Raw genomic sequence first — 21,857 nt, 5'->3', positions numbered from 1 at the left:
AGTATACCAAAGGCGGCGCGATTCGACAAACACCAATCGGGATAATTTGCCGTTTATCTCGTCTCTGTCGCTTTTACTTGGTCCCAATAGGCATCGAGCTCCATTAATGTGTGCTCTTCCATGCTTTTACCGCTGTCACTCGCCAACTGTTCAACGCCGCGAAAACGGCGTTCAAATTTAAGATTGGCTTGTCGCAACGCTTGTTCTGGATCGACCTTAAGATGTCGAGCTAAATTCACCACGGCAAACAGCAAGTCGCCCATTTCGGACTGCACTTTAGCTTGGTCTTGCTCGGGTTGATTCACTTCATGCAAGACTTCATCGATTTCTTCATGGATTTTAGCGACCACAGGTTCAAGTTCGGCCCAATCGAAACCGACTCGCGCCACCCTTTGCTGAATTTTGATTGAGCGCGACAGCGCAGGTTGGGTACGCGGAATATTGTCTAACGCAGAAACCACAGTATCTGCTTGGGTTTCACCCGCGACTTGCAGGGCCTTTTGTTCACGCTCAATCGCTTTAATCGCCTCCCAATTGGCTTTCATCGCTTGGGCGCTATCGCCTATTTGCGGATTTTGCTCACCGAACACATGGGGATGACGACGGGTTAACTTGTCGCTGATTTTCTCAATCACGCTCGAAAAATCAAACTTGCCTTGCTCTTTACCAAGCTGACAATAGAATACGATTTGAAATAACAAATCCCCGAGTTCATCGGGTAACTCATCCCAGGCTAAACGCTCTATGGTATCGGCAACTTCATAGGCTTCCTCTAAAGTAAAAGGCACTATAGTTTGAAAGGTTTGTGCTTTATCCCACGGGCAACCTGTTTGTGGGTCGCGCAGTTTTTCCATAATGTTAAGCAGCGGCTCAACATCTGTTATAGAAAATCCCGTTGTAGAAGGTTCCGTTGTAGAAGGTTCCGTTGTAGAAGTTTCAGTGAGAGAAGGTTCAGTAGTAGAAAATGAGGTTAATGGCGCCGTGTGGGAAGTCATGCTGATATCCTTTAAAGATAAATACTGCAACGGGCGAATATTGAGAAAGAACAAAAAATACGCCTCCGCAGTGTTTTTTAGCAAAAGGCTACAATAAAGCGATGATGATAAGCTAGGTAAAATAAAAGCGCTATTTTGATGCTGAGATCAGATTTTAGTGCTGTATTTCAACTAAGACTTATTTTAACTAAAGAGTATTCGCTCCATTTCGTAATTCACTCATCTCGTGAGCAATAAATTGACAACCTTCCTCCCCTACAAATTCTCATCTATGTCCTGCATACAAGTATTTAGCGCAAGCCATCTTAAATGATAAGATACGCAGCAATATTTCAATGAAGCTAAAACTCACCGAGTGAAGACCTGACAATTTCGGCCAAACTATGCACATGATAAATGCGGTCTTTCAATTTATTCATTTGATTGATGTTAGGTCTATTTCGATTCTGTCGTCCGATGTTAGGACGCACACCCTTATCGTTTTTAAGCATTACTGGAGACAAAACTCATGACAAACGTGACAGTGGATGCCACGCAGTTAACGACTAAGCCATCCCAAGATGGTTTTTATATGCCTGGCGAATGGGCTGCGCAGCAAGCGGTGTGGATGATTTGGCCCTATCGTCCTGATAACTGGCGTGCAGCTGGTGCTTATGCTCAGGCGACCTTTGCTAAGGTGGCCGATGCCATTGGTGCGGCAACCCCTGTTTATATGGGTGTTCCTAAGACGTTTTTAGCCGAAGCTAAAACGGTAATGCCATCCCACGTTACCTTGGTTGAAATGGACAGTAACGATTGCTGGGCTCGTGACACTGGGCCAACCGTCGTTGTGAATGATAATGGCGAATGCCGTGGTGTTGACTGGGGTTTTAATGCTTGGGGCGGCCATAACGGTGGTTTGTACTTCCCATGGGATAAGGACGAGCAAGTCGCGCAGCAAATGCTTGCGCAGCATGGTTTTGCCCGTTACAGCGCGCCGCTGATCCTCGAAGGTGGCTCCATCCATGTCGATGGTGAAGGCACCTGTATGACGAGTGCAGAATGTTTACTCAATGCCAACCGTAACCCTGAACTGACAAAAGAACAGATTGAAGACTTACTGCGTGACTATTTGAATGTTAAGCAGTTTATCTGGTTGCAAGATGGCGTGTATATGGATGAGACCGATGGTCATATCGACAATATGTGCTGTTTTGCCCGTCCTGGTGAAGTCATTCTGCACTGGACTGATGATGAGACTGATCCCCAGTATCCACGTTCAAAAGCCGCGCTCGATGTACTGCAAAATACCGTGGATGCCAAAGGCCGTAAGTTAAAAATCCATCTATTGCCACAACCGGGGCCGCTGTATTGCACCGAAGAAGAATCAAAAGGTGTGACCGAAGGCACTGGCGTGCCACGCACGGCGGGTGAGCGTTTAGCAGGTTCTTATGTGAACTTTTTAATCACCAATAATCGCATCGTGTTCCCACTGCTTGACCCTGCAACCGATGATATCGCAGCCGAAAAACTGCAGGAAATCTTCCCAGAGCATGAAATTGTGGGTGTGCCAGCCCGTGAGATTTTATTAGGTGGCGGCAATATCCATTGTATTACTCAGCAAATCCCTGCTGGAAAGTAACCCAAGGAGAACAGCATGACGATTGATGTCACTGTTATTGCACCACAATTGGCTTTCAGCGGGAGGGCGTAAGATGTTTGAAGTCACTGAAGTTTCCATTGCCGAGCTGCGTGCAGCGCTCGAATCTGGCCGCACCACCGCAGTGGAGTTGGTTAAGTCGTATCTCGCGCGGGTTGAGGCGTATGACGGCCCTGCGACAAAGACTAAGCTCAATGCGTTAGTGGTACACAATCCCGATGCGCTCAAAGAAGCTGAAGCCTCAGATGCACGCCGCGCCCGTGGTGAAACCTTAAGCCCGCTCGATGGTATTACGTATACCGCCAAGGATAGCTATTTAGTGAAGGGACTGACGGCGGCGTCTGGCAGCCCAGCCTTTAAGGATTTAGTGGCGCAATATGATGCCTTTGCCGTTGAGCGCCTACGCGCCGCGGGTGCCATTTGCCTAGGCAAAACCAATATGCCACCTATGGCCAATGGCGGTATGCAGCGTGGTCACTATGGCCGCGCTGAAAGCCCATACAATGCTGAATATCTTACTGCGCCCTTCGCTTCGGGCTCTTCTAATGGGGCGGGCACGGGCACAGCGGCAAGTTACTCTGCTTTTGGTCTTGCTGAAGAAACTTGGTCAAGCGGTCGAGGTCCTGCGTCCAATAACGGTTTGTGTGCTTACACTCCGTCACGGGGCGTGATTTCCGTGCGCGGTAACTGGCCGTTAACGCCGACCATGGATGTCGTCGTGCCTTATACCCGCACTATGGCCGATATGCTTGAAGTGCTGGATGTTATTGTGGCCGACGATCCTATCACCCGTGGCGATCTCTGGCGTCTGCAACCTTGGGTCCAAATCCCTAAAGCATCAAGTGTCCGTCCAGCATCTTATCTGGAGCTTGCCGCTCAAGCCGACACGCTTAAAGGTAAGCGTTTTGGTGTGCCGCGCATGTACATCAATAAAGATGAATTGGCTGGCACTAGCGAAAACCCAGGTATCGGGGGGCCAACGGGTCAACGTATTCATACCCGCCAATCGGTTATCGATCTATGGGAAGCGGCACGCAAAGCCTTGGAAGCCGCTGGCGCCGAAGTGATTGAAGTCGATTTCCCGTTGGTATCAAATTGCGAAGGCGACCGCCCAGGTGCGCCGACCGTGTTTAACCGCGGTATCGTCACGCCTCAGTTCCTCCATGATGAATTATGGGAACTCTCAGGTTGGGCGTTCGATGAATTCCTGCGTGCTAACAATGACCCTAAACTCAACAAGCTTGAAGATGTTAACGGCTATCTGATTTTCCCCCACGACTTAGGCACCTTGCCTAACCGTGAAGGTGACTTAGCGGCAGGCATGGAAGAGTACGTCAACATGGCTAAGCGTGGTCTTAAATCCTATGACCAGATCGACAGTATTCCCGATGGTCTGCGTGGCTTAGAGAAGACGCGTAAGCTAGATCTCGAAGACTGGATGGACGAGCTAAAGCTCGATGCCGTGCTGTTCCCAACCGTGGCAGATGTCGGCCCTGCCGATGCGCATGTGAATCCGGCTTCCGCCGATATCGCTTGGAGCAACGGAGTTTGGGTCGCTAACGGAAACCTTGCGATTCGCCATTTAGGCGTGCCGACTGTGACTGTGCCTATGGGAGTGATGGCCGATATTGGCATGCCAGTCGGTTTGACCTTCGCAGGTCGTGCCTATGACGATAACAATCTGCTTAAATTTGCAGGTGCATTTGAGTCAACAGATGACAGGCGCATGATCCCGCCACGCACGCCAAAGCTTGGGGAATAAGCGCTAAGACAATGCATCAACCTAAGCACTAAATGTAAGAGCTTAGAAATAAAAACAGGATTGGCATCAAGATGCCAATCCCGTTTTTTTAACACAAATGTCGATATCCCTTCAACAAAGCTGGACTTATGCTGCTATAAAACATGCTGCTGTAAAACAGACAGCAACACTTAACGCGTCTTATCTTAATGCCAAGAGTTCTTTTCTGACGATCTCTGCGCCTGCACTTAAGGCGTTGAGTTTGCCTCTTGCGACTTGATGGGATAAAGGCGTCATGCCACAGTTGGTACAAGGATAGAGCTTGTCGGCATCGACAAATTTAAGGGCTTTTCGTAGGGTGTCGGCGACTTCCTCAGCGGTTTCAATCGTGTCGGTGGCGACATCAATCGCGCCGACCATGACTTTCTTACCGCGAATGAGTCCAAGTAGCTCCATTGGCACATGGGAGTTGTGACATTCTAGCGAGATAATATCGATATTAGACTTTTGCAGTTTAGGAAACACTTCTTCATATTGGCGCCACTCTGAGCCCAAGGTTTTTTTCCAATCTGTATTGGCTTTGATGCCGTAACCATAACAAATATGCACCGCCGTTTCGCATTTTAGCCCTTCAATGGCTCTTTCTAAACAGGCAATACCCCAATCGTTTACCTCATCAAAAAACACATTAAAGGCAGGCTCATCAAATTGGATAATATCAACACCCGCCGCTTCTAATTCTTTGGCTTCCTCATTAAGAATTTTGGCAAATTCCCAAGCAAGCTTTTCGCGACTTTTATAATGGTCATCATAAAGCGTATCTATCATGGTCATTGGGCCAGGCAGCGCCCATTTAATCGGTTGCGTGGTTTGCTTGCGTAAATATTTGGCATCTTCAACAAACACCGACTTTTGGCGGCTCACTGGGCCAACAACTGTGGGCACGCTCGCATCATAGCGATCACGAATTTTAACGATTTTACGTTTTGAAAAATCAACGCCGTTGAGGTGCTCAATAAAGGTAGTGACAAAATGTTGCCGCGTTTGCTCGCCATCACTGACAATATCAATCCCCGCTAGCTGTTGATCCTGTAATGACAAACGCAGTGCATCGTGTTTACCGGTAATTAATTCCTCTCCTTGCAATTTCCATGGAGACCAAAGTGTTTCAGGCTCTGCAAGCCATAAAGGTTTAGGCAAACTGCCCGCAGTTGAAGTCGGTAACAGTGTCTGGTTAAGCAATGTTCTATTAAGTCTTGTTGTCATGATAATGATGCCGTATTAGATTAATTATTGAGCGTGACGATTAGGCACAGAGCGACTAAAGGTAATTAGCAGACCATTGTTCAAAAAACGTTTGATAGGGTTTGATAAAGTGCTCCGCTGCAAATTTGCCTTGCTCATTCGCCAATTGGCTACGTTCTGCTCGGTCATAAACAATTTGAGTCAGAGAATGATCCAGATTTTTCAAATTAGGTTGATAGCATTTTCCTGCAACAGCATTGGCATTATAAATCTCAGGGCGATAGATTTTTTGAAAAGTTCCCATAGTGCTGATGGTGCTTATCAACTCAAGATGGGTGTAATCATTGAGTAAATCACCAAAGAAATAAAAAGCTAAAGGCGCCACACTATTTGGCGGCATAAAATAGCGCACCTGTAAGCCCATTTTTTTGAAATATTGCTCAGTTAAAGACGACTCATTTGGCTGATATTCAACCCCTAATACTGGATGCTGATTCTCAATTCTATGGTAGGTTTTATTATCCGACACACTGAGGCAGATAACCGGTGGCTTATTAAAATTCTGTTTGTAAGCATCAGAATTAACAAAAGACTGAAATAGCTTGCCATGTAGACCACCAAAATCATCTGGAATACTAAATTTGGCTTGGCCCTTATTATGCTCTGCCAGTAATACGCTAAAGTCATAATCGCGTACGTAAGATGAAAAGTTATTGCCGACAATACCTTCAATACGCTTATTAGTTTTATGATCAACAATATTGGTTTTCAAAACTTCAATCGATGGGAAGGTTTGACCGCTGCCGTCAATATCCAGATTAACGGAGATAATTTCGAGTTCGACAGTATAACGATCACCTTTGGGGTTATCCCAATGCGCTAAGGCATTAAAACTGTTGTCAATCATCTTTAACGCGTTGCGTAAGTTCGCTTGGCGATGACTACCTCTGGCCAAATTAGCAAAGTTGGTCGTGATACGCGTCCTGTCTGAGGGATGATAATTTTCATCAAGACAAATGCTGTTAATCGTAAATGTAAAATGCTTATTCATAGTGATCCAGTATCCCATTGTCTGATTTCAAACCTGAGTTTATGCCCTGCTCTTCTAGCTTCTCGACCCGACTCTGATAGACATTATTCGTGTTATGTCTGAGGTTCTATTTAACTTAAGTGCCGATGACTTAAGTCCTGATGGCTTAGCTAGTGTGCAACTTCAAGCTTGTCTAATATTTCGCTTGGAGTCATTTATACGTGGTTCGGCACATGAACAAAAACGGTTTTATTTCACATACAACATGAGCCATATTCATGATCAACTAGCATAGAGTTGTCGATTAACCTGAACTTAGGATTGGGGAAAGCAGGAAAGCAGGAAAGCAGGAAAGCAGGAAAGCAGGAAAGCAGGAAAGCAGGAAAGCAGGAAAGCAGGAAAGCAGGAAAGCAGGAAAGCAGGAAAGTAAAAAGTAGAAAAGCAGCGACAGTCATATATTTATCTATTTTCGAGTTAGCCCTCCCTAGAGCCAGTTCGTAATATTGCCGCTTGCACACTTGCCCATAGTGTATTTCGAGACCGAAAGATAGCTTCGTCGAGTGTTCACTAGTTGACCTAAAATTAGTAATGATACAAAGTGTCCGTAAATGAACTACACACATTAAGCCTGAGCAACCGCAAAATTTGCTTCGTTTTAGTCTCACATTTTAAAGTTATGAGTATAGGTAGCTATGATTAATCTTATAATTATGATGTTCATTTTTACTATGATTTCTACGCTGATTGTAGAAATTCATTGTCGTATCCAAATAAAAATCATTGCAAAGACAAAAAACACATTTAGTTTAGTTATGCACTATTTCCTTACAATTCCTCTTGCATTGTTCGCAGTGTTTTTTATGCAGAAGTTATGGGATACCACTTATGTTCTCGAATTTTCTGAACTTAAAAAGGCAATAGTCGAACTCGGCTGTGTAATTATTTTCATATTGCCATCAATTTACATTGTATCAGTTCGGTATTCAGGACTAGTTGATAAAATGGAACGTTGGCGTAAAAACTAAGCCTACTAAAGTCGCTCAGTGTGTTTGATGAATCACCGTTTATGGATCTTGCTGGACTATAGCTAGGAAGTTGAGACTAAAGAACATAGACACCCAACCTTAAATAGCGATCACCCCAGTCACTGCCCATTCGTATAATGGGCGGGAGTTAGCATGTCTGAAATACACCATTTTTAAATGAATTAGCACGTTTTTTCCTCAGATGCAGTCCAGCTACTTTTGATGACTCTCATTCAAACCACTTTAGCCAGAACAGGTTGTAGGCAAACCGAAAGAACATTAGGTCGTTAATTTAAAATGGGTGGCCTGATCTACTGTTGCATACCGTACAGACGGATACCTATGGTCAAGTCCAGACTGGCATAGGTTGGCAGTATAAGTCGTCTCAATTTGCCCAATCATTAGCGTCGAAAATGAAACCCTTCTTGAGCAATTTTGATATTTAGGAGACACACCATGATTGAAAAAATCGCAACTATCCAATGGCAAGGTCAAGGTAAGAAAGGCCAAGGTAAAATAAGTACCGAGACCGGTGCACTGAAGCAATATCCTTACGGCTTCGGTAGCCGCTTCGAGGATGACCGTCGTGGCACGAACCCTGAAGAGATACTAGCTGCCGCCCATGCCGCGTGTTTTACGATGGCGTTTTCATTCGCCTGCGACAAGGCAGGGTTTATCACCGCCAATATCGACACCAAGGCCAGTGTACGTCTCGCTAAACAAGGCGAAGGTTTCGTTATAGACCGCATCGCATTGACTATGATCGCAGAGATTGCGGACATCGACGAAGCGAAATTCCAGGAGATTGCGGCTGCGGCAAAGTGTGACTGCCCTGTATCGAAGGCCCTTGCTGGTGTTAAAGAGATTACTCTGCAAGCGACACTGAAATAACTCATCTCCTAAGACGCAGTATCAGCCAGCGCTATGTGGCTAAGCGGTACTAACACCAGCGCCAGATCTGCCGCTAAAATTCATTTTTTAATTGGTGTGTTCATATCGCCCGCTAAAAATGTTTCCCACAGCCCTTAACATTACCGATTGTCTTTCTATGGTGAATGACCAGCGGTCTGGTGTCAGTGCGTTCACGCACCCACTAATAGTTTGGATTTGGCTGCGAACTCGGCGACTTAGGCATCTGGCAGTTCGTCACTTCCCAAAAATGATACTTACGTTAGACAGCGTCGCCGCTTTTGCATACTACATAGGTAATCGACCCTCTAGGAAAACAAACATGCGAAGGAGACAGTGCTTATGTTACGCACAGTTAAGAATATGGAGGACTATGTCATCAGTGCTACAGACGGCAACATTGGTCATGTTAAAGATGTCTATTTCGATGACGAAACTTGGTGCATTCGCTATCTCGTTGTTGACACTGGCACTTGGCTTTCCAGTAGAAAAGTACTGATTTCGCCTATCTCGATAGGCCAAGCTAACTGGGCGGACAAGCTGTTGCCCGTCTCTATCACAAAAGTTCAAGTCGAGAACAGCCCCGATATCAGCACCCAAAAACCTGTCTCTCGACAGCAAGAAATTCGCTTACTTGAGTACTACGGCTATCCCTATTATTGGGGCGGTGACGGGATGTGGGGCGGGGGTGTGTATCCGAATATGATGTTAACGGGCTACGTCGGCTTAGCGTCTCCACCTGATGTCGAACATCCAGAAATGGCTAAGACTAATGTACAAACTAAAGCCAAGCAGCACCAAGATGACGACATTCATCTGCGTAGTTGTCAGGCGGTAATCGACTACCGCATTCATGCGACCGATGGTGACATTGGCCACATACAGGACCTGCTTATCGATGAAGAAACTTGGGCCATTCGATACCTGATAGTGAATACGAGTAACTGGTGGCTAGGTCATCAAGTGCTGATTCCTGTTGATTGGATCGAAGATGTGAGTTGGCCCGATGCCAAGGCGTCTGTCAATCTGACACGACAGGCAGTGAAAGACGCTCCGCCGTATAACCCAACGGTGCCAGTGGATCGTAAGACGGAAATGCATATTTACCATCATTATGGTCGCCCCAGTTATTGGCTGGATGACAAGAAACATGAAAGCATAAAATCCCCCCTAAAAGCACGTTAGACACAAACAACGATAATGTTAAGAGGTGCTAAATGTTAGTTGAAGCTATCTCTACATCCACAGAATCACCCACAGAAGCGAAAAGTGTCGCTATTTTTGGTGGTGGTATTGCAGGACTAACGGCAGCGCATGAATTTGCAAAACTTGGGTATAAAGTCAAGGTATACGAGGCGAATGCGGATGCAGGTGGCTTTTTTAGAAGTGCCAGAAGGAAAGAAGATCAGGGTATGCCTTCTGAATACTCTTGGCATGGAATGGGCCCTTGGTATAACAATTTTTTCGAACTCATCAAGGAGATCCCCTTTGATGAGCATTCCAGTCTCTATGACAACATTCTTTCTCGGCCAGTCGTATTCGGCTTGGCGCCTAACTCAGGTTCGGCTCACTTTGGTGACTCTCACTCCAGCAATGTCGATTTGGAGAACCTGTTTAGTATGACGACCAAAGAAAAATGGCTTTGGTGTTGGCTGATGGGAAAAGCATGGTGTTCAAATACCCGAAGTAGCCAAAAGTACAGCAACATCAACGCTAAAGAAGCTTGGCGACCTTATTTAGCAGCTTCAACACTGAGTACCTGGAGTTCCACTTTTGGCCCTTGGGTGGGCTCTGACTGGTGTCATGTTTCTTTCCATCATGTGGCGCATTTTTTCCGTAAGCAATTGGTCACTAAGTATTGCTATCGTCATCAAGCAGACAGTGAAGGCGGGCCATGGGAACACAAGGCCCGTACGGGATGGCTGCTTCTGAACGGGCCCAGCAGTGAGGTTTGGTTTGATAAGTGGGTCGATGACCTGAAGCAAAAGCAGGTTGAGTTTTATTGGCAGACCCCACTTCATCGTTTGAGTTTTGAAAATAACCGCATAACAGCAGCAGAACTGGACAATGGCGAAACCGTTCAGGCCGATATCTATGTCCTCGCACTGAATCCCTTTTCTGCGGCAGATATTCTAGACAGAACCCCGCTTCTTCAAAATCAACCGCAACTCAATCTTTTTAAATCCTTGGTACAACAGGGGCCGCATACCCAAGTGTCCTTTAGAATTGGCTTCAAAGAAAAAATGTCTTGGCCGCGAAAGCGATACGCGCTGGTTATTTCAGACTCCGCTTTTAACCTGACACTTTTTGCTCAGGAACAAGCGTGGGGAGAGTCGAGTTATCTGGGAGAAGAGATCCAATCACTGTGGACTGTCACCGCTTGTGTTTCAACAGCCCTAGGCCCAGTTCATGGCCTTTGTTTGGAACAATGCACTGAGGAGCAATTCCTTGATGAAGTGTTATTTCAATTAAAGCAGTGTGATGCCCTAGATGAACTGGTGAAAAAGGCTAACGGCGGCAAAAGCTGGCAAGATTTTTCCATTGTAAAAATCAAAGTTTGGCATGAATGGGCGTTTTCTCCCGAAGGCATAACATCGGCGCAGCCCAAATGGGTGAATTCGACCCACACCCAGCAATATATGCCACAACAAAAGACATCAATATCCAACCTTGTTCTAGCAGGCGCTCACACCCAAACGACGGCGGATGTGTGGAGCATTGAGGCCGCGGTCGAGAGTGGCAAGCTTGCGGTAAAGGTTTTTGAGCCGCAACTTCAGGTCATTCCACAGTCGAACTTTCTGGTGTTGACCATCCTTGGGAAAATTGATGATGTGCTTTATTACTGCAAACTTCCTAACGTGTTGGATGTTGGTTTGGCAGTCATTGTTATCTTGTCGGTGAGCGCCATCGCCTTTGGGATTGCCGGATAAAGAGTGACTGATATAAAAGACAAATAACGCAGGGCGTCTGCATGACCATGAGAATAATGTTGGCTGAAAGCTCGAAGTGAATTGCCCAACAGCGATTCCTGACATTGATTGCGGCCATCGTCATCACCTTTTTCTGCTTATAGACATGGCGATCTATACGTCATCTCCAAGATCAAGTGGGTGCAAGGATTACCTTTCTTAATTACTTTGGTTCACTCGAAATATTAGCCCTCCATGGCTCTCGTTCATAAACTTAGAATCCCTAGGCTTCTATCCACAGTGTCTGAGAGTGAATGCCATGGCACACCTGTATGGGTGATATCAGGCTAACACTAAGAACACCGCAGCTGAACTAACAAGTCATGCAGCTCAATTTCCATAAAAAATAAGCCAAATAAAAAGGCGGCAGGTGAAATTCACCCTGCCGCCCTAATCCTTGATTACTTTCTTTCTAGCTTCTAGATGGTTTCTAGATACTTACCGCTTCGAAAGGCGTTGCTAGCCTTAAAGTCGTCTTGCCTCAATCACGCTATCGACTTGGGTCAGTTTAGATAACACCCGCGATAAACCATCGAGGTTATAAAGCTCCAGTTCCAACTCAATCGCGGCTGTCTGATTTTTAGTGTCCGATGACGAACTCATGGCCAGTACATTGGATTTTTCGGCAGCCAACACTGAGGTTAAGTCACGCAATAAGCCGCTGCGATCGTGGGCTAATACCCGCAAACGCATTCGATAACCGCCGGAGTAATTTTCGCCCCAGACCACATCGACGCCACGCTCTGGGTGAACCCGCATTAACTCTTTAACTTGTTCACAATCAGCGCGATGCACAGAAATACCACGCCCTTTTGTAATAAAACCTAAGATCTCATCACCAGGAACGGGTTGGCAACAACGGGCGATATGGTTAAGCAAGTTACCCACACCGTTGACTTCAACCTGACCACGGCCACTTGAGGTCGGTTTGTGTTGGCCTTTCTTAACTAATTCTTCGACCGCATCTTCTTCTGACACTTCGTCGAGTCGCAGACGGCTTTGAATATGGTTAACCACTTGATGCAGACGCACATCACCGCCGCCAATGGCCGCCAGTAAGTCATCCATGCTCGCCATATTAAAGCGCTCGACCGCGATGGCCGCGTCTTTAATTTTAAGGCTCACCCGCGCGAGTTCGGATTCAAGCATTTCTTTGCCGGCGACAATATTCTTGTCTCTGTCCTGCTGCTTAAACCAATGCTGGATTTTAGAACGCGCCCGCGAGGTACGGATATAACCTAAGTTAGGGTTAAGCCAGTCGCGCTTAGGATTGGGCTGTTTCGAGGTGATGATTTCGATTCGCTCGCCCGTTTCAACCTGATAAGTGAACGGCACAATACGGCCATCAACCTTAGCGCCAATACATTTATGCCCTACTTGGGAGTGAATATAATAGGCAAAGTCGAGCACGGTTGAGCCCAGTGGCAAGTCGACGACTTCACCGCTTGGGGTGAACACATAGACTCTATCTTCAAACACTTGGCTGCGCACTTCTTCGACCAAGTTGCCACTTTCGACCACGTCTTCCTGCCATTGCAGAATTTTACGCAGCCAGTTAATTTTTTCTTCGTAGCCGCTTTGCTTACCGGAATGATTGCCTTCTTTGTATTTCCAGTGCGCGGCCACACCCAGCTCTGCATCTTCATGCATGTCTTGGGTACGAATTTGAATTTCAACGGTTTTGCCCTCAGGCCCCACCACTACGGTATGAATCGATTGATAACCGTTAGGCTTAGGGTTAGCGACATAGTCGTCAAATTCCCGAGGAATATGGTGCCAAAGCGTATGCACCACACCTAACGCGCCATAACAATCCTGCAGACGTTCAGTCACGATACGCACGGCGCGCACGTCAAACAACTCATCAAATTTGAGGTGCTTGCCCTTCATCTTGCGCCAAATACTGTAGATATGTTTCGGCCGGCCGTAGACCTTAGCGCGAATTTGATCTTCATCTAATCTTTGTTGCAACTGACTGACAAACTTGTCGATAAAAACTTCACGATCCAGTCGTTTGCCATCTAATTGCTTAGCAATGTCTTTATAGGTATCAGGATGTAGGTAGCGGAAAGAAATATCTTCCAGCTCCCACTTCAATTGTCCAATCCCTAAACGGTTAGCCAGCGGCGCGTAAATATCGGCAATTTCGCGGGCCAACAGCACGCGAGTTTCTTCGTCGGCATTTTTCACCGCCCGTAGCAAACACACACGCTCAGCCAGCTTAATCACCACGGCGCGCACATCTTCAACCATAGCCAATAACATGCGGCGGATATTGTCGATTTGCGGCTCGGTTGAACGACTATTAGGATTGATTTTCAAGGCGCCAATCGCGTTCATGGTCACGACACTCGCCACTAAACGCGCCAGCGGCTCACCAAATTTCTCTTGGATGGCTTCTTCGGTCAATAACCCAGCATCGAGCACCACAAACAAAATTGCCGCCTGCAGGGTTTCAATATCCATGTTTAGTGGTGCGAGGATTTCAATCATCTCTCGAGCACGTTCGAGCAGCTCTCTCTTCGCCGCAGGACTCTTGGCTGGTAAGGCGTCAATCTGCCCTATCAAAGAGAGCAGCATCTGCGCTTCATCGGCATGACCAACATAGCGAGCTACCCAATCTTCTAAGTGAAAATCGGGATCATTAAAGTGCGCTTCGCGAACAGAGACCATCTAATTTATTTCCTTATCCGTGCTCAGAGAGAAAGTGGGCACCACTTCAGCTCTCCTATCTTCAGCATTGGCGCGAACTTGTCAAACCCAACCGACGTAATAATCACATTTTTTACGTTATTCAAACGCTTTGCTTACTTTGCCAGCGCAAATTACTTGGTTAATTCAAACAGTGCCATGGCTTCGATATGGTGTGTTTGTGGGAACATGTCGATAAGTCCCAATTGCTGTAATCGGTAACCGCGCTCTAACAGTACAGCGCTATCGCGAGCCAAGCTCGCAGGATTACACGAAACATACACGACTTTGCGCGGCTTCATTTTCTTTAGCCATTGCAAGCTTTCAAATGCCCCCGCACGAGCGGGATCGAGCAGTAATTTATCAATCTTGCCCATCCAAGGCTCAAGGGATAAATCCGCACTTAAATCGCCGTGGTAAAAGGTCAGTTTATCAAGATTGTTAGCTTTCGCGTTCACCCGTGCCTGAGTCACCATTTCGGCAACCCCTTCGACGCCAATCACATCCGCGCCCATTTTCGCTAAGGGCAAACTGAAATTACCCATGCCGCAGAACAAATCCAAAATGCGCTCATCTGGCGCTGGCGCTAACCAATCCATCGCTTGAGCGACCATGGCCTTGTTAATCTGTCCGTTCACTTGCACAAAGTTACCTGGGGTGAAACTTAAGCTCACCGCATCCGACTGCGCATTTTCATCTAGCAATTGATAAACAGGTAACACTAACTCAGCGCCGACGCCTTGGAATTGCCCTTCGTTGTCCTGCAGACAAATATGGATCTGATGCAGCTCAGCAAAGACTGACAACTTAGCGAGATCTTTATCATTTAGCGCCTTAGTGATCCGCAGCACGGCGAAATGACCATTATCGGCGGCAATTAACTCAAGATGACCTAAGCTGGCTTTAGCCGACAATTGGTTCAGCAACTTAGCAAAGGGTACGATCAAGTCCGATAACGGCTTAGCTAACACCAGACATTGACTGATTGGCACCACATTGCTGCTACTGGCGGCGCGAAAGCCTAAACTTAAGTGCTTGGTATTTTTATCAAATAAAGTTGCAAGACGGGCGCGGCGACGATAATGCCAACCTTCCCCCGTGAGTGCGGGCGATAAAGCACCACCTTCAGTGCCAGCAAACTTAGCCATAATATCCAGCAACGCGGCTTCTTTATGCTCACGCTGACCCGATAATGACATATGCTGTAAGTCGCAGCCGCCGCAGGTGTGGTAGTGTGGACACTCAGGCTCGACGCGCTCAGGACTTGATGAATCGACTTTAATCAACTTGGCGCGGGCATAATTTTTCTTTTGCTCGGTGAGCTGTACCGTCACGGTTTCATCGGGCAGTGCGCCGGGGATAAACACGACTTTACCTTGATGTTGTGCTATACCTGCCCCTAAGTGATCGAGCTGTTCTACGCTCAGCGATAACTTAGCCGACAACTGTTTGGAACTATTTGGTTTTGCTTTAAAAAATTGCGCCATTTCGGCCTCTAAATCAATAAAATACTGGCAAAGACCGCCCTCTTTCTGGCAGTCTTATAAAATTATCTTAGTCTCTGTCACAGGAAACACCGCCGCTGCTATGAACCCTGTCAACAACATGACCAAATACAGCCTACGTTCTTGGGTTCTTGTGCTGGCGCTCGCGCCAACAATCTTGGTCGGTATCCTTCTGGGCAGCTACTTTACCATAAACCGTTTTTATGAGCTCGAAGATACGCTCGTCGAACAGGGCAGCAATATTATAGAGCCCCTGTCGATTGCCAGTGAAATCGGCTTAGTGGCGAATGATCGCGAGGCGACCAAACGCTTACTCGCGGCGGCACAGCTCAACAAATCCACCTTAGTAAAATCCATCGCGATTTTCGATGCCAATAATCAACTCTTTGTGACCTCCCACTATCACAAAGACTTTGAGATTATGCGCTACAAAGAAGCCCTCAACACGCTGCATAAAACCGAAATTGAACATGTGGACGACAGCCTTATTTTACGGACGCCCATTTTTGCCACAGGCCCCATTGCTGCTCCCGCTAATTACGATATCCAGACAGATGATGGTCATCTTTTAGGTTATATCTCGATAATAATCAATAAAGAACGTGCCTTGTTAGAGCAACATAGAGCTGCAGTCGCCGCCTTTATTATCGTGTTGATCGGCGTGCAGTTAAACCTGCTATTTACTTTCCGGCTAGTGAAAAACGTCACTCAGCCCATTACTGAAATGGTGCGCGTCGTCGCTAAAATCCGTGAAGGTAAATTGGACGCCCGCTTAGATGGCAACTTGATTGGGGAGCTAGACTTACTCAAACGCGGTATCAATGCCATGGCAGGTTCGTTGTCGGAATACCATGATGAGATGCAGCAAAATATCGACCAAGCTACATCGGATCTGCGGGAAACCTTAGAGCAGATTGAAATCCAAAACGTCGAGCTGGATTTAGCTAAAAAACGCGCCCTAGAAGCCAGCCGAATTAAATCTGAATTCTTAGCGAATATGTCCCACGAGTTACGTACGCCACTCAATGGTGTTATCGGTTTTGCGCGGCAATTAGTCAAAACACCATTGCATTCGAGCCAAGTCGATTACATCAAGACCATAGAACGCAGCGCCACTAACCTGCTGGGTATCATCAACGACATTCTCGATTTTTCTAAACTCGAAGCCGGTAAAATGGTGCTAGAAAACATGCCCTTCGGCCTTAGAGAAACCATAAGCGATACGATTACCTTGATCTCGGGCAGCGCCCAGGCCAAAGGCCTAGAACTCGTCGTCGATATCGCCCCCAACGTGCCAGACAATGTCAATGGCGATGCCATGCGCGTATGCCAAATCATCAATAACTTGGTTGGTAACGCGATTAAATTCACTGACTCTGGCAGCGTGATGGTCAAAATCGAGCTGCAGAGCCAGTCGGATGAACAAGTGGTACTGCGCTGTGATGTGGTCGACACAGGTATTGGTATCGATGAAAGCCAACAGGACTTTTTATTCCAAGCCTTTGGCCAAGCAGACTCGTCGATTTCGCGCCGCTTTGGTGGCACCGGCTTAGGTTTAGTGATCACTAAACGTTTAGTGAATCAAATGGGCGGCCAAATCGGCTTTACTTCATCCCCAGAAAAAGGCTCAAACTTCTGGTTCAGTTTGCCGCTCGGCTTAGGTCAATTCCAAATCGGTGACTCACTGCCGCTCGAAAAACTCAAAGACAAAACTATACTGTTTTACGAACCGCGAGTGCTGACTCATGCTGTCTTGAGCCGCCAATTGAATCAATGGGATACAAAAGTCACCCATCATCAGCATATTCCAAGCTTGTTGACTACGCTCACCACGGCTGAAGCGCCATACGACTATGTTCTCTTGAGTTGCCATGGGTTTAGCGATTCAGCACAACTGGTGAGTACACTAAACTTGGCGAAGACCAAAACAGATTGCCTTATAGTGCTATACGATTGCCAAGAACAGGATGCCTTAACCCAATTTATTCGCCCGAATGCCGATGTGGTGTTGTCTCTGCCAGTCAGTGAGCATCAGCTTGCGCGCAACTTACTCTATCCACCGATGGAGTACGACATCATAGCCCCTGCGACAATATCAACGCCGGTTGCGCGCCAATCTTTAACCGTGCTAGCGGTAGATGATAACTTTGCCAACTTAAAACTGATTGATACTTTACTCAGCGAATTAGTGACGACTGTGGTTGCCGTCAACAGCGGTGATGAGGCAGTTAAACAGGCGAAGACTCGCACCTTCGACTTGATTTTTATGGATATCCAAATGCCTGGCACAGATGGCATTAGCGCCACGAAGCAAATTCGCCAAGGCTCGATGAACCGCAACACGCCGATAATTGCCGTGACCGCCCATGCCATTGCCGAAGAACGCGAACTAATTTTAGGCAGTGGTATGGACGGATATTTGCCTAAACCTATTGATGAAGCGGCGCTCAAAGACATTATTCATCGCTGGATCACTCGGCCTAAGTTCACCCATTTTGACCTGCATACGCTGAACTGGGATTTATGCTTAACCCAAGCCAATCACAAGGCCGATCTCGCCTTAGATATGCTCAGAATGTTGCTCGACTCATTACCGCAAACCGTGGCGACGATTCAAACGGCGCTAAGTCAAAACGATCACCCTGTCATGCTCAGTACTATCCATAAGCTGCATGGTGCGAGCTGCTACTGCGGCGTGCCCACCACACAAAGGTTATGCCAAGAAATTGAATCGGCACTAAAACGTGAAACATCGGTTGAAGATCTCGAACCCGAAATACTAGAGTTACTTGATGAGTTAACTAAGGTAGAATCTGCGGCAAATCAAGTGATATCACAGCTATCAGCGGAAATAACAGATGACCAAAAAAACGGGCTTCTTTAAACGTCTTAAGGCGTTAACACTGCCACAAAAACAACTCTTTGCCACAGCACTTTGCCAACGTATGTTGCCCAACTATCAACTGTTTTCCGAAGTCTGTGAGTTTGGCGATCCTACTGTGTTGAGTACCGCATTAGAACTATTGTGGCAATCCCAGTACGACTCCAAGCTGAAATTCAATGTCGATGTGCATCTGCAACGCTTGGAAGATAACACCCCAGATCCTGCTGATTTTGAAGCCTATGGCGTCTATCCTGCTATGGATGCAGTGGTCGCAATATCGACCTTACTAGGTGCAATTCAAGGCAAAATTGAAGAAGACATAGTCAATATCAGCAAATTGTCATCCAGCACAGTGGCTAACTACATCGAAGCGATCAGCGATGTCGATTTGGTGGATGAAGCATTAGATGATTTCGTTTTCGCCCATGAAGTCATGGAAGAAGAGAAAGAATTACAAAATTCTCTGCTGGAAATTATTGAAGAAAATCCGAAGATCACTGCAGAACTGGTCAAGGGTTTACGCAAAGATATTATCGAAGCTGGCGTATCAAATATCGGTATCAGCGTCGCTTAATTGATGGGGGTGCTTGGGGTTACTCAAGCACCTATTATCCATGCAGAATAAGAAAGGGATCATCGTTTTACACCCTCACCAACGAATCCCGTCAAAGATATCCAGTTGCTATAAATAGCATCAATAAAGATTGAGTTATTCCAATGAGAAAGATTGTTTATCAAGGATTTATCTTAACCAATAGCGAAGGACGCACTGACAGTTGGAAACTGACCATCAAAGATCAACAGCGTATCGGTTCTTTATTTGAACTACGGCGTTTAGTGGGATACTTCTTAGAACTCGGCATACTGCCCGCGACACGCTCCAGCCTGCAAGACGCAAAACAAACGCAAAACACCATGAGCAAAAACACGGTAAAACCTAAAAGACGCTAAAAATCAGTTCCCTTATTAAAGAATAACTCGGTTAAATCAACGCATAGAGAATAACTCTGGCGCCTTTGACTGCATAAACTCAATAAAGACTCTTACCTTTAGCGGCTGCTGGCTGCGCTGATGATATAAAATCGAAATTCGCCTCTGTTCGCCAATCCATTCTGGCAATAATACTTTAAGTTTTCCCTCTTTAATCTGCTGTTTTACAAATAGTTCAGGACCATACAAGATCCCACCATGGCCTAAGGTCGCCTGAATCGCTCCGTGTAAATCCGTGAGGGTGAGCTTAGTCGGGCCATTAAAATAAAAAGACTCGCCGCTTGGATGCTTTAAATGCCAATTAAACAGCGGCCAGACTTTTATCAGTTGATGGGCTTCAAGATCATCGGGATGCTCAAGTTTAGGTGCCTGAGACAAATACTCTGGCGTGGCAAACAGGCAATAGTCGAGCTCGCCTAAGGTACTCGACACCCAAGAAGAATCAGGCTGAGCCCCGCCAACAATCGCCACATCTATGCCTTTGTCGATCAAATCGACTAACTCATTACTCTGGGAAATGTGCAAACGGATATCGGGATACAGGCGGCCAAACTCATTCAATGCTTGAATAAATACAATGGAAATAATCGAAATCGGCGCGGCGATGCGTAAGGTTCCCTCGGGTTTATCACTGCCTAAACCACTTAGTTCATCAAATTGAGCAACCACACTCTGGTAGCGTTGAAAGAGCGCCAGCCCTTCCTCCGTCAATCGTAACTTGCGGGTACTGCGCATAAAGAGCTGTTTATCGAGCTTCTCTTCCAACTTCGCTAACTTGCGGCTCACAGTGGCGATGGGCATATCGAGCTCCTTCGCCGCCTGCGAAAAACTGCCCGCATTGACTAAATGCACAAAAAGATAGACAAGTTGTAGTTCAGCGCCTAAATCATCACTCATTGCATATCCTAATTTCACATATTGGGTATTGACGTTAAAACGCTAAATTCACTAAGTGATTGTGTTTTAAACATTGAATTATTCACTTATACGACCATAGCGCAATAGCCTTAGATTGAAATGGTATGTTATTTTGTGGCGAGTTTTACTGCGCTGGCGCTAAATCTGGCTCTAAAGTGACATAAAAAGAAGCAAGTGCTGTAACTCTGTCCACCAAGAATCATAGCGACAGTAAAATGACGACGGTGGGCGAGTTTATTCAAATTTAATCGTAAGGATGAGTGAGGGAAATGACCATTTTAACCCCTCTGTTTGCCGTCTTCGGGATCATGTTGCTCGGTACACTAGTGCAAAAACTAAAACTCTTGCCCGTCGATACGGATCAAGTGCTAAACCAATATGTCTACTATATTGCGTTCCCTGCAATCATGCTTATCGCCCTCGCCCAGCAGCCGATTGACGAGATTTTGCAATGGGGATTTATTGCGGGCTACAGCACAGCTATGGTGATCACTTATCTTGTCTGCCTAGGGCTATCGCTGATCGCTAACCCTAAACAGCATGCAGTTGCCGCCATTCGAGCCCTCAATGCCACCTTTGGTAATACGGCGTTTATTGGTATTCCACTGCTCATCATCCTCTTTCCGCACCAACAAAGTGCCTTAGTCGCCGCCGCGATTGCCAGCTTATTATCCGTGCTGATGTTTGCCGTCGCCTTAGTCTCGATGGAACTGGCCACTAACACCCAAAGACAACACCACGCCTTAATCATAATGGCAATGGCGGTCGGTAAAAACCCTATCGTTATTGGTAGCTTAATTGGCGTCGGCATTTCGGCGCTAGAGATAAAACTGCCGTCAGGGCTGGCGCTAATGATCCAGCAAATAGGCAATACCTCAAGCCCCTGCGCCCTATTTGCTATCGGCATGGTACTCGCCAAAGCGATGCGCTACCAGAAAGATAGCAGCGTATTTAGCCCCAAGAATTTTATCGAACTGAGCCTTATCAACCTCTTCAAGCTGGCTATCCAACCTGCACTCGTCTACTTTATGCTTAACCGTTTTGGAGTAAGTGGTGACTACCTGATCATGGGCGTGATCTTGAGCGCACTGCCCACCGCGGCTAGCGTGTACTTACTTGCCCAGCGTTATAACACTCAGGCTTCTACCAGTGCTCAGGGTATTCTATTTGGTACCTTAGTCACTTTCTTCAGTTTGCCTATCTTAGAAAGCTTAGTAAGAATCTATGCATAATCAGTTAATTAAAAATATTTACTACCGATAATGCCGATTATTTACCCAAGCCACTTTACTGTATATAAAATCAGTATATACTGT

General features: G+C 46.4%; 15 protein-coding genes. 9 read left to right on the top strand and 6 right to left on the bottom strand.

The annotated features are described in order from the left end of the window. Nucleotides 1-53: 53 nt before the first annotated feature. Nucleotides 54-995, bottom strand: coding sequence for a nucleoside triphosphate pyrophosphohydrolase (gene mazG, locus HUB64_RS18160; protein ID WP_173497550.1), 942 nt, complete (start codon nt 993-995; stop codon nt 54-56). A gap of 508 nt (nt 996-1,503) precedes the next feature. Here mazG and aguA point away from each other — a divergent pair. Both aguA and HUB64_RS18150 read left to right on the top strand, forming a co-directional pair. Beyond that, complete coding sequence (gene aguA / locus HUB64_RS18155) at nt 1,504-2,616, top strand: agmatine deiminase (RefSeq protein ID WP_173497549.1); 1,113 nt, start codon at nt 1,504-1,506, stop codon at nt 2,614-2,616. Nucleotides 2,617-2,689: 73 nt separating this feature from the next. Beyond that, nucleotides 2,690-4,396 (top strand): amidase, encoded by a 1,707-nt coding sequence (locus HUB64_RS18150; protein WP_173497548.1) that lies wholly within the window; start codon nt 2,690-2,692, stop codon nt 4,394-4,396. A gap of 180 nt (nt 4,397-4,576) precedes the next feature. On the opposite strand, the gene HUB64_RS18145 is transcribed toward HUB64_RS18150, so the two are convergent. Together HUB64_RS18145 and HUB64_RS18140 are read right to left on the bottom strand one after the other, a co-directional pair. Then, nucleotides 4,577-5,641 (bottom strand): methionine synthase, encoded by a 1,065-nt coding sequence (locus HUB64_RS18145; protein ID WP_173497547.1) that lies wholly within the window; start codon nt 5,639-5,641, stop codon nt 4,577-4,579. 55 nt (nt 5,642-5,696) lie between these two features. Next, a complete protein-coding gene (locus HUB64_RS18140; protein ID WP_173497546.1) occupies nt 5,697-6,671 on the bottom strand; it encodes a DUF1852 domain-containing protein in 975 nt (324 codons plus the stop codon). Nucleotides 6,672-8,131: 1,460 nt separating this feature from the next. On the opposite strand from HUB64_RS18140, the gene HUB64_RS18135 reads away from it, so the two are divergent. From HUB64_RS18135 to HUB64_RS18125, 3 genes are all read left to right on the top strand, one after another. Continuing rightward, the gene (locus HUB64_RS18135; protein WP_173497545.1) at nt 8,132-8,566 is read left to right on the top strand and encodes an OsmC family peroxiredoxin; all 435 of its coding nucleotides are present in this window, start codon (nt 8,132-8,134) and stop codon (nt 8,564-8,566) included. A gap of 360 nt (nt 8,567-8,926) precedes the next feature. Continuing rightward, nucleotides 8,927-9,769, top strand: coding sequence for a PRC-barrel domain-containing protein (locus HUB64_RS18130; protein ID WP_173497544.1), 843 nt, complete (start codon nt 8,927-8,929; stop codon nt 9,767-9,769). Nucleotides 9,770-9,801: 32 nt separating this feature from the next. Next, entirely contained in the window at nt 9,802-11,514 is a 1,713-nt protein-coding gene (locus tag HUB64_RS18125) for an FAD-dependent oxidoreductase (protein WP_173497543.1), read from the top strand. Nucleotides 11,515-12,018: 504 nt separating this feature from the next. Here the strand turns inward: HUB64_RS18125 and relA are convergent. Together relA and rlmD are read right to left on the bottom strand one after the other, a co-directional pair. Further along, complete coding sequence (relA, locus tag HUB64_RS18120; protein WP_028761378.1) at nt 12,019-14,226, bottom strand: GTP diphosphokinase; 2,208 nt, start codon at nt 14,224-14,226, stop codon at nt 12,019-12,021. A gap of 152 nt (nt 14,227-14,378) precedes the next feature. Beyond that, nucleotides 14,379-15,731 carry a 23S rRNA (uracil(1939)-C(5))-methyltransferase RlmD gene (rlmD, locus tag HUB64_RS18115; RefSeq protein ID WP_028761379.1) on the bottom strand — a complete coding sequence of 451 codons (1,353 nt, stop codon included), beginning with the start codon at nt 15,729-15,731 and terminating at the stop codon, nt 14,379-14,381. A gap of 100 nt (nt 15,732-15,831) precedes the next feature. Here rlmD and barA point away from each other — a divergent pair, with 100 nt between their 5' ends. The 3 genes from barA to HUB64_RS18100 all read left to right on the top strand — a co-directional run bounded on the left by barA (nt 15,832) and on the right by HUB64_RS18100 (nt 19,584). Beyond that, entirely contained in the window at nt 15,832-18,633 is a 2,802-nt protein-coding gene (gene barA / locus HUB64_RS18110; protein ID WP_105251754.1) for a two-component sensor histidine kinase BarA, read from the top strand. Continuing rightward, complete coding sequence (locus HUB64_RS18105) at nt 18,608-19,207, top strand: YjaG family protein (RefSeq protein WP_028761381.1); 600 nt, start codon at nt 18,608-18,610, stop codon at nt 19,205-19,207. The genes barA and HUB64_RS18105 overlap by 26 nt, the downstream gene beginning before the upstream one ends. A 143-nt stretch (nt 19,208-19,350) precedes the next feature. Beyond that, on the top strand, nt 19,351-19,584 hold the full coding sequence (locus HUB64_RS18100) for a DUF3319 domain-containing protein (protein WP_131523583.1): 234 nt from the start codon (nt 19,351-19,353) through the stop codon (nt 19,582-19,584). A 36-nt stretch (nt 19,585-19,620) separates the two neighbouring features. Here HUB64_RS18100 and HUB64_RS18095 read toward each other — a convergent pair whose 3' ends face one another. Further along, nucleotides 19,621-20,520 (bottom strand): LysR family transcriptional regulator, encoded by a 900-nt coding sequence (locus HUB64_RS18095; protein WP_173497542.1) that lies wholly within the window; start codon nt 20,518-20,520, stop codon nt 19,621-19,623. A gap of 290 nt (nt 20,521-20,810) precedes the next feature. Here HUB64_RS18095 and HUB64_RS18090 point away from each other — a divergent pair, with 290 nt between their 5' ends. Beyond that, nucleotides 20,811-21,773, top strand: coding sequence for an AEC family transporter (locus tag HUB64_RS18090; RefSeq protein WP_173497541.1), 963 nt, complete (start codon nt 20,811-20,813; stop codon nt 21,771-21,773). Nucleotides 21,774-21,857 lie beyond the last annotated feature (84 nt).

Origin of the sequence: Shewanella sp. ISTPL2 (assembly GCF_013283205.1) — a bacterium.
Taxonomy (GTDB): Bacteria; Pseudomonadota; Gammaproteobacteria; order Enterobacterales; family Shewanellaceae; genus Shewanella; species Shewanella oncorhynchi.
Note: the sequence above shows the minus strand (reverse complement) of the source record. Positions and strands in the feature narration are given on the sequence as shown.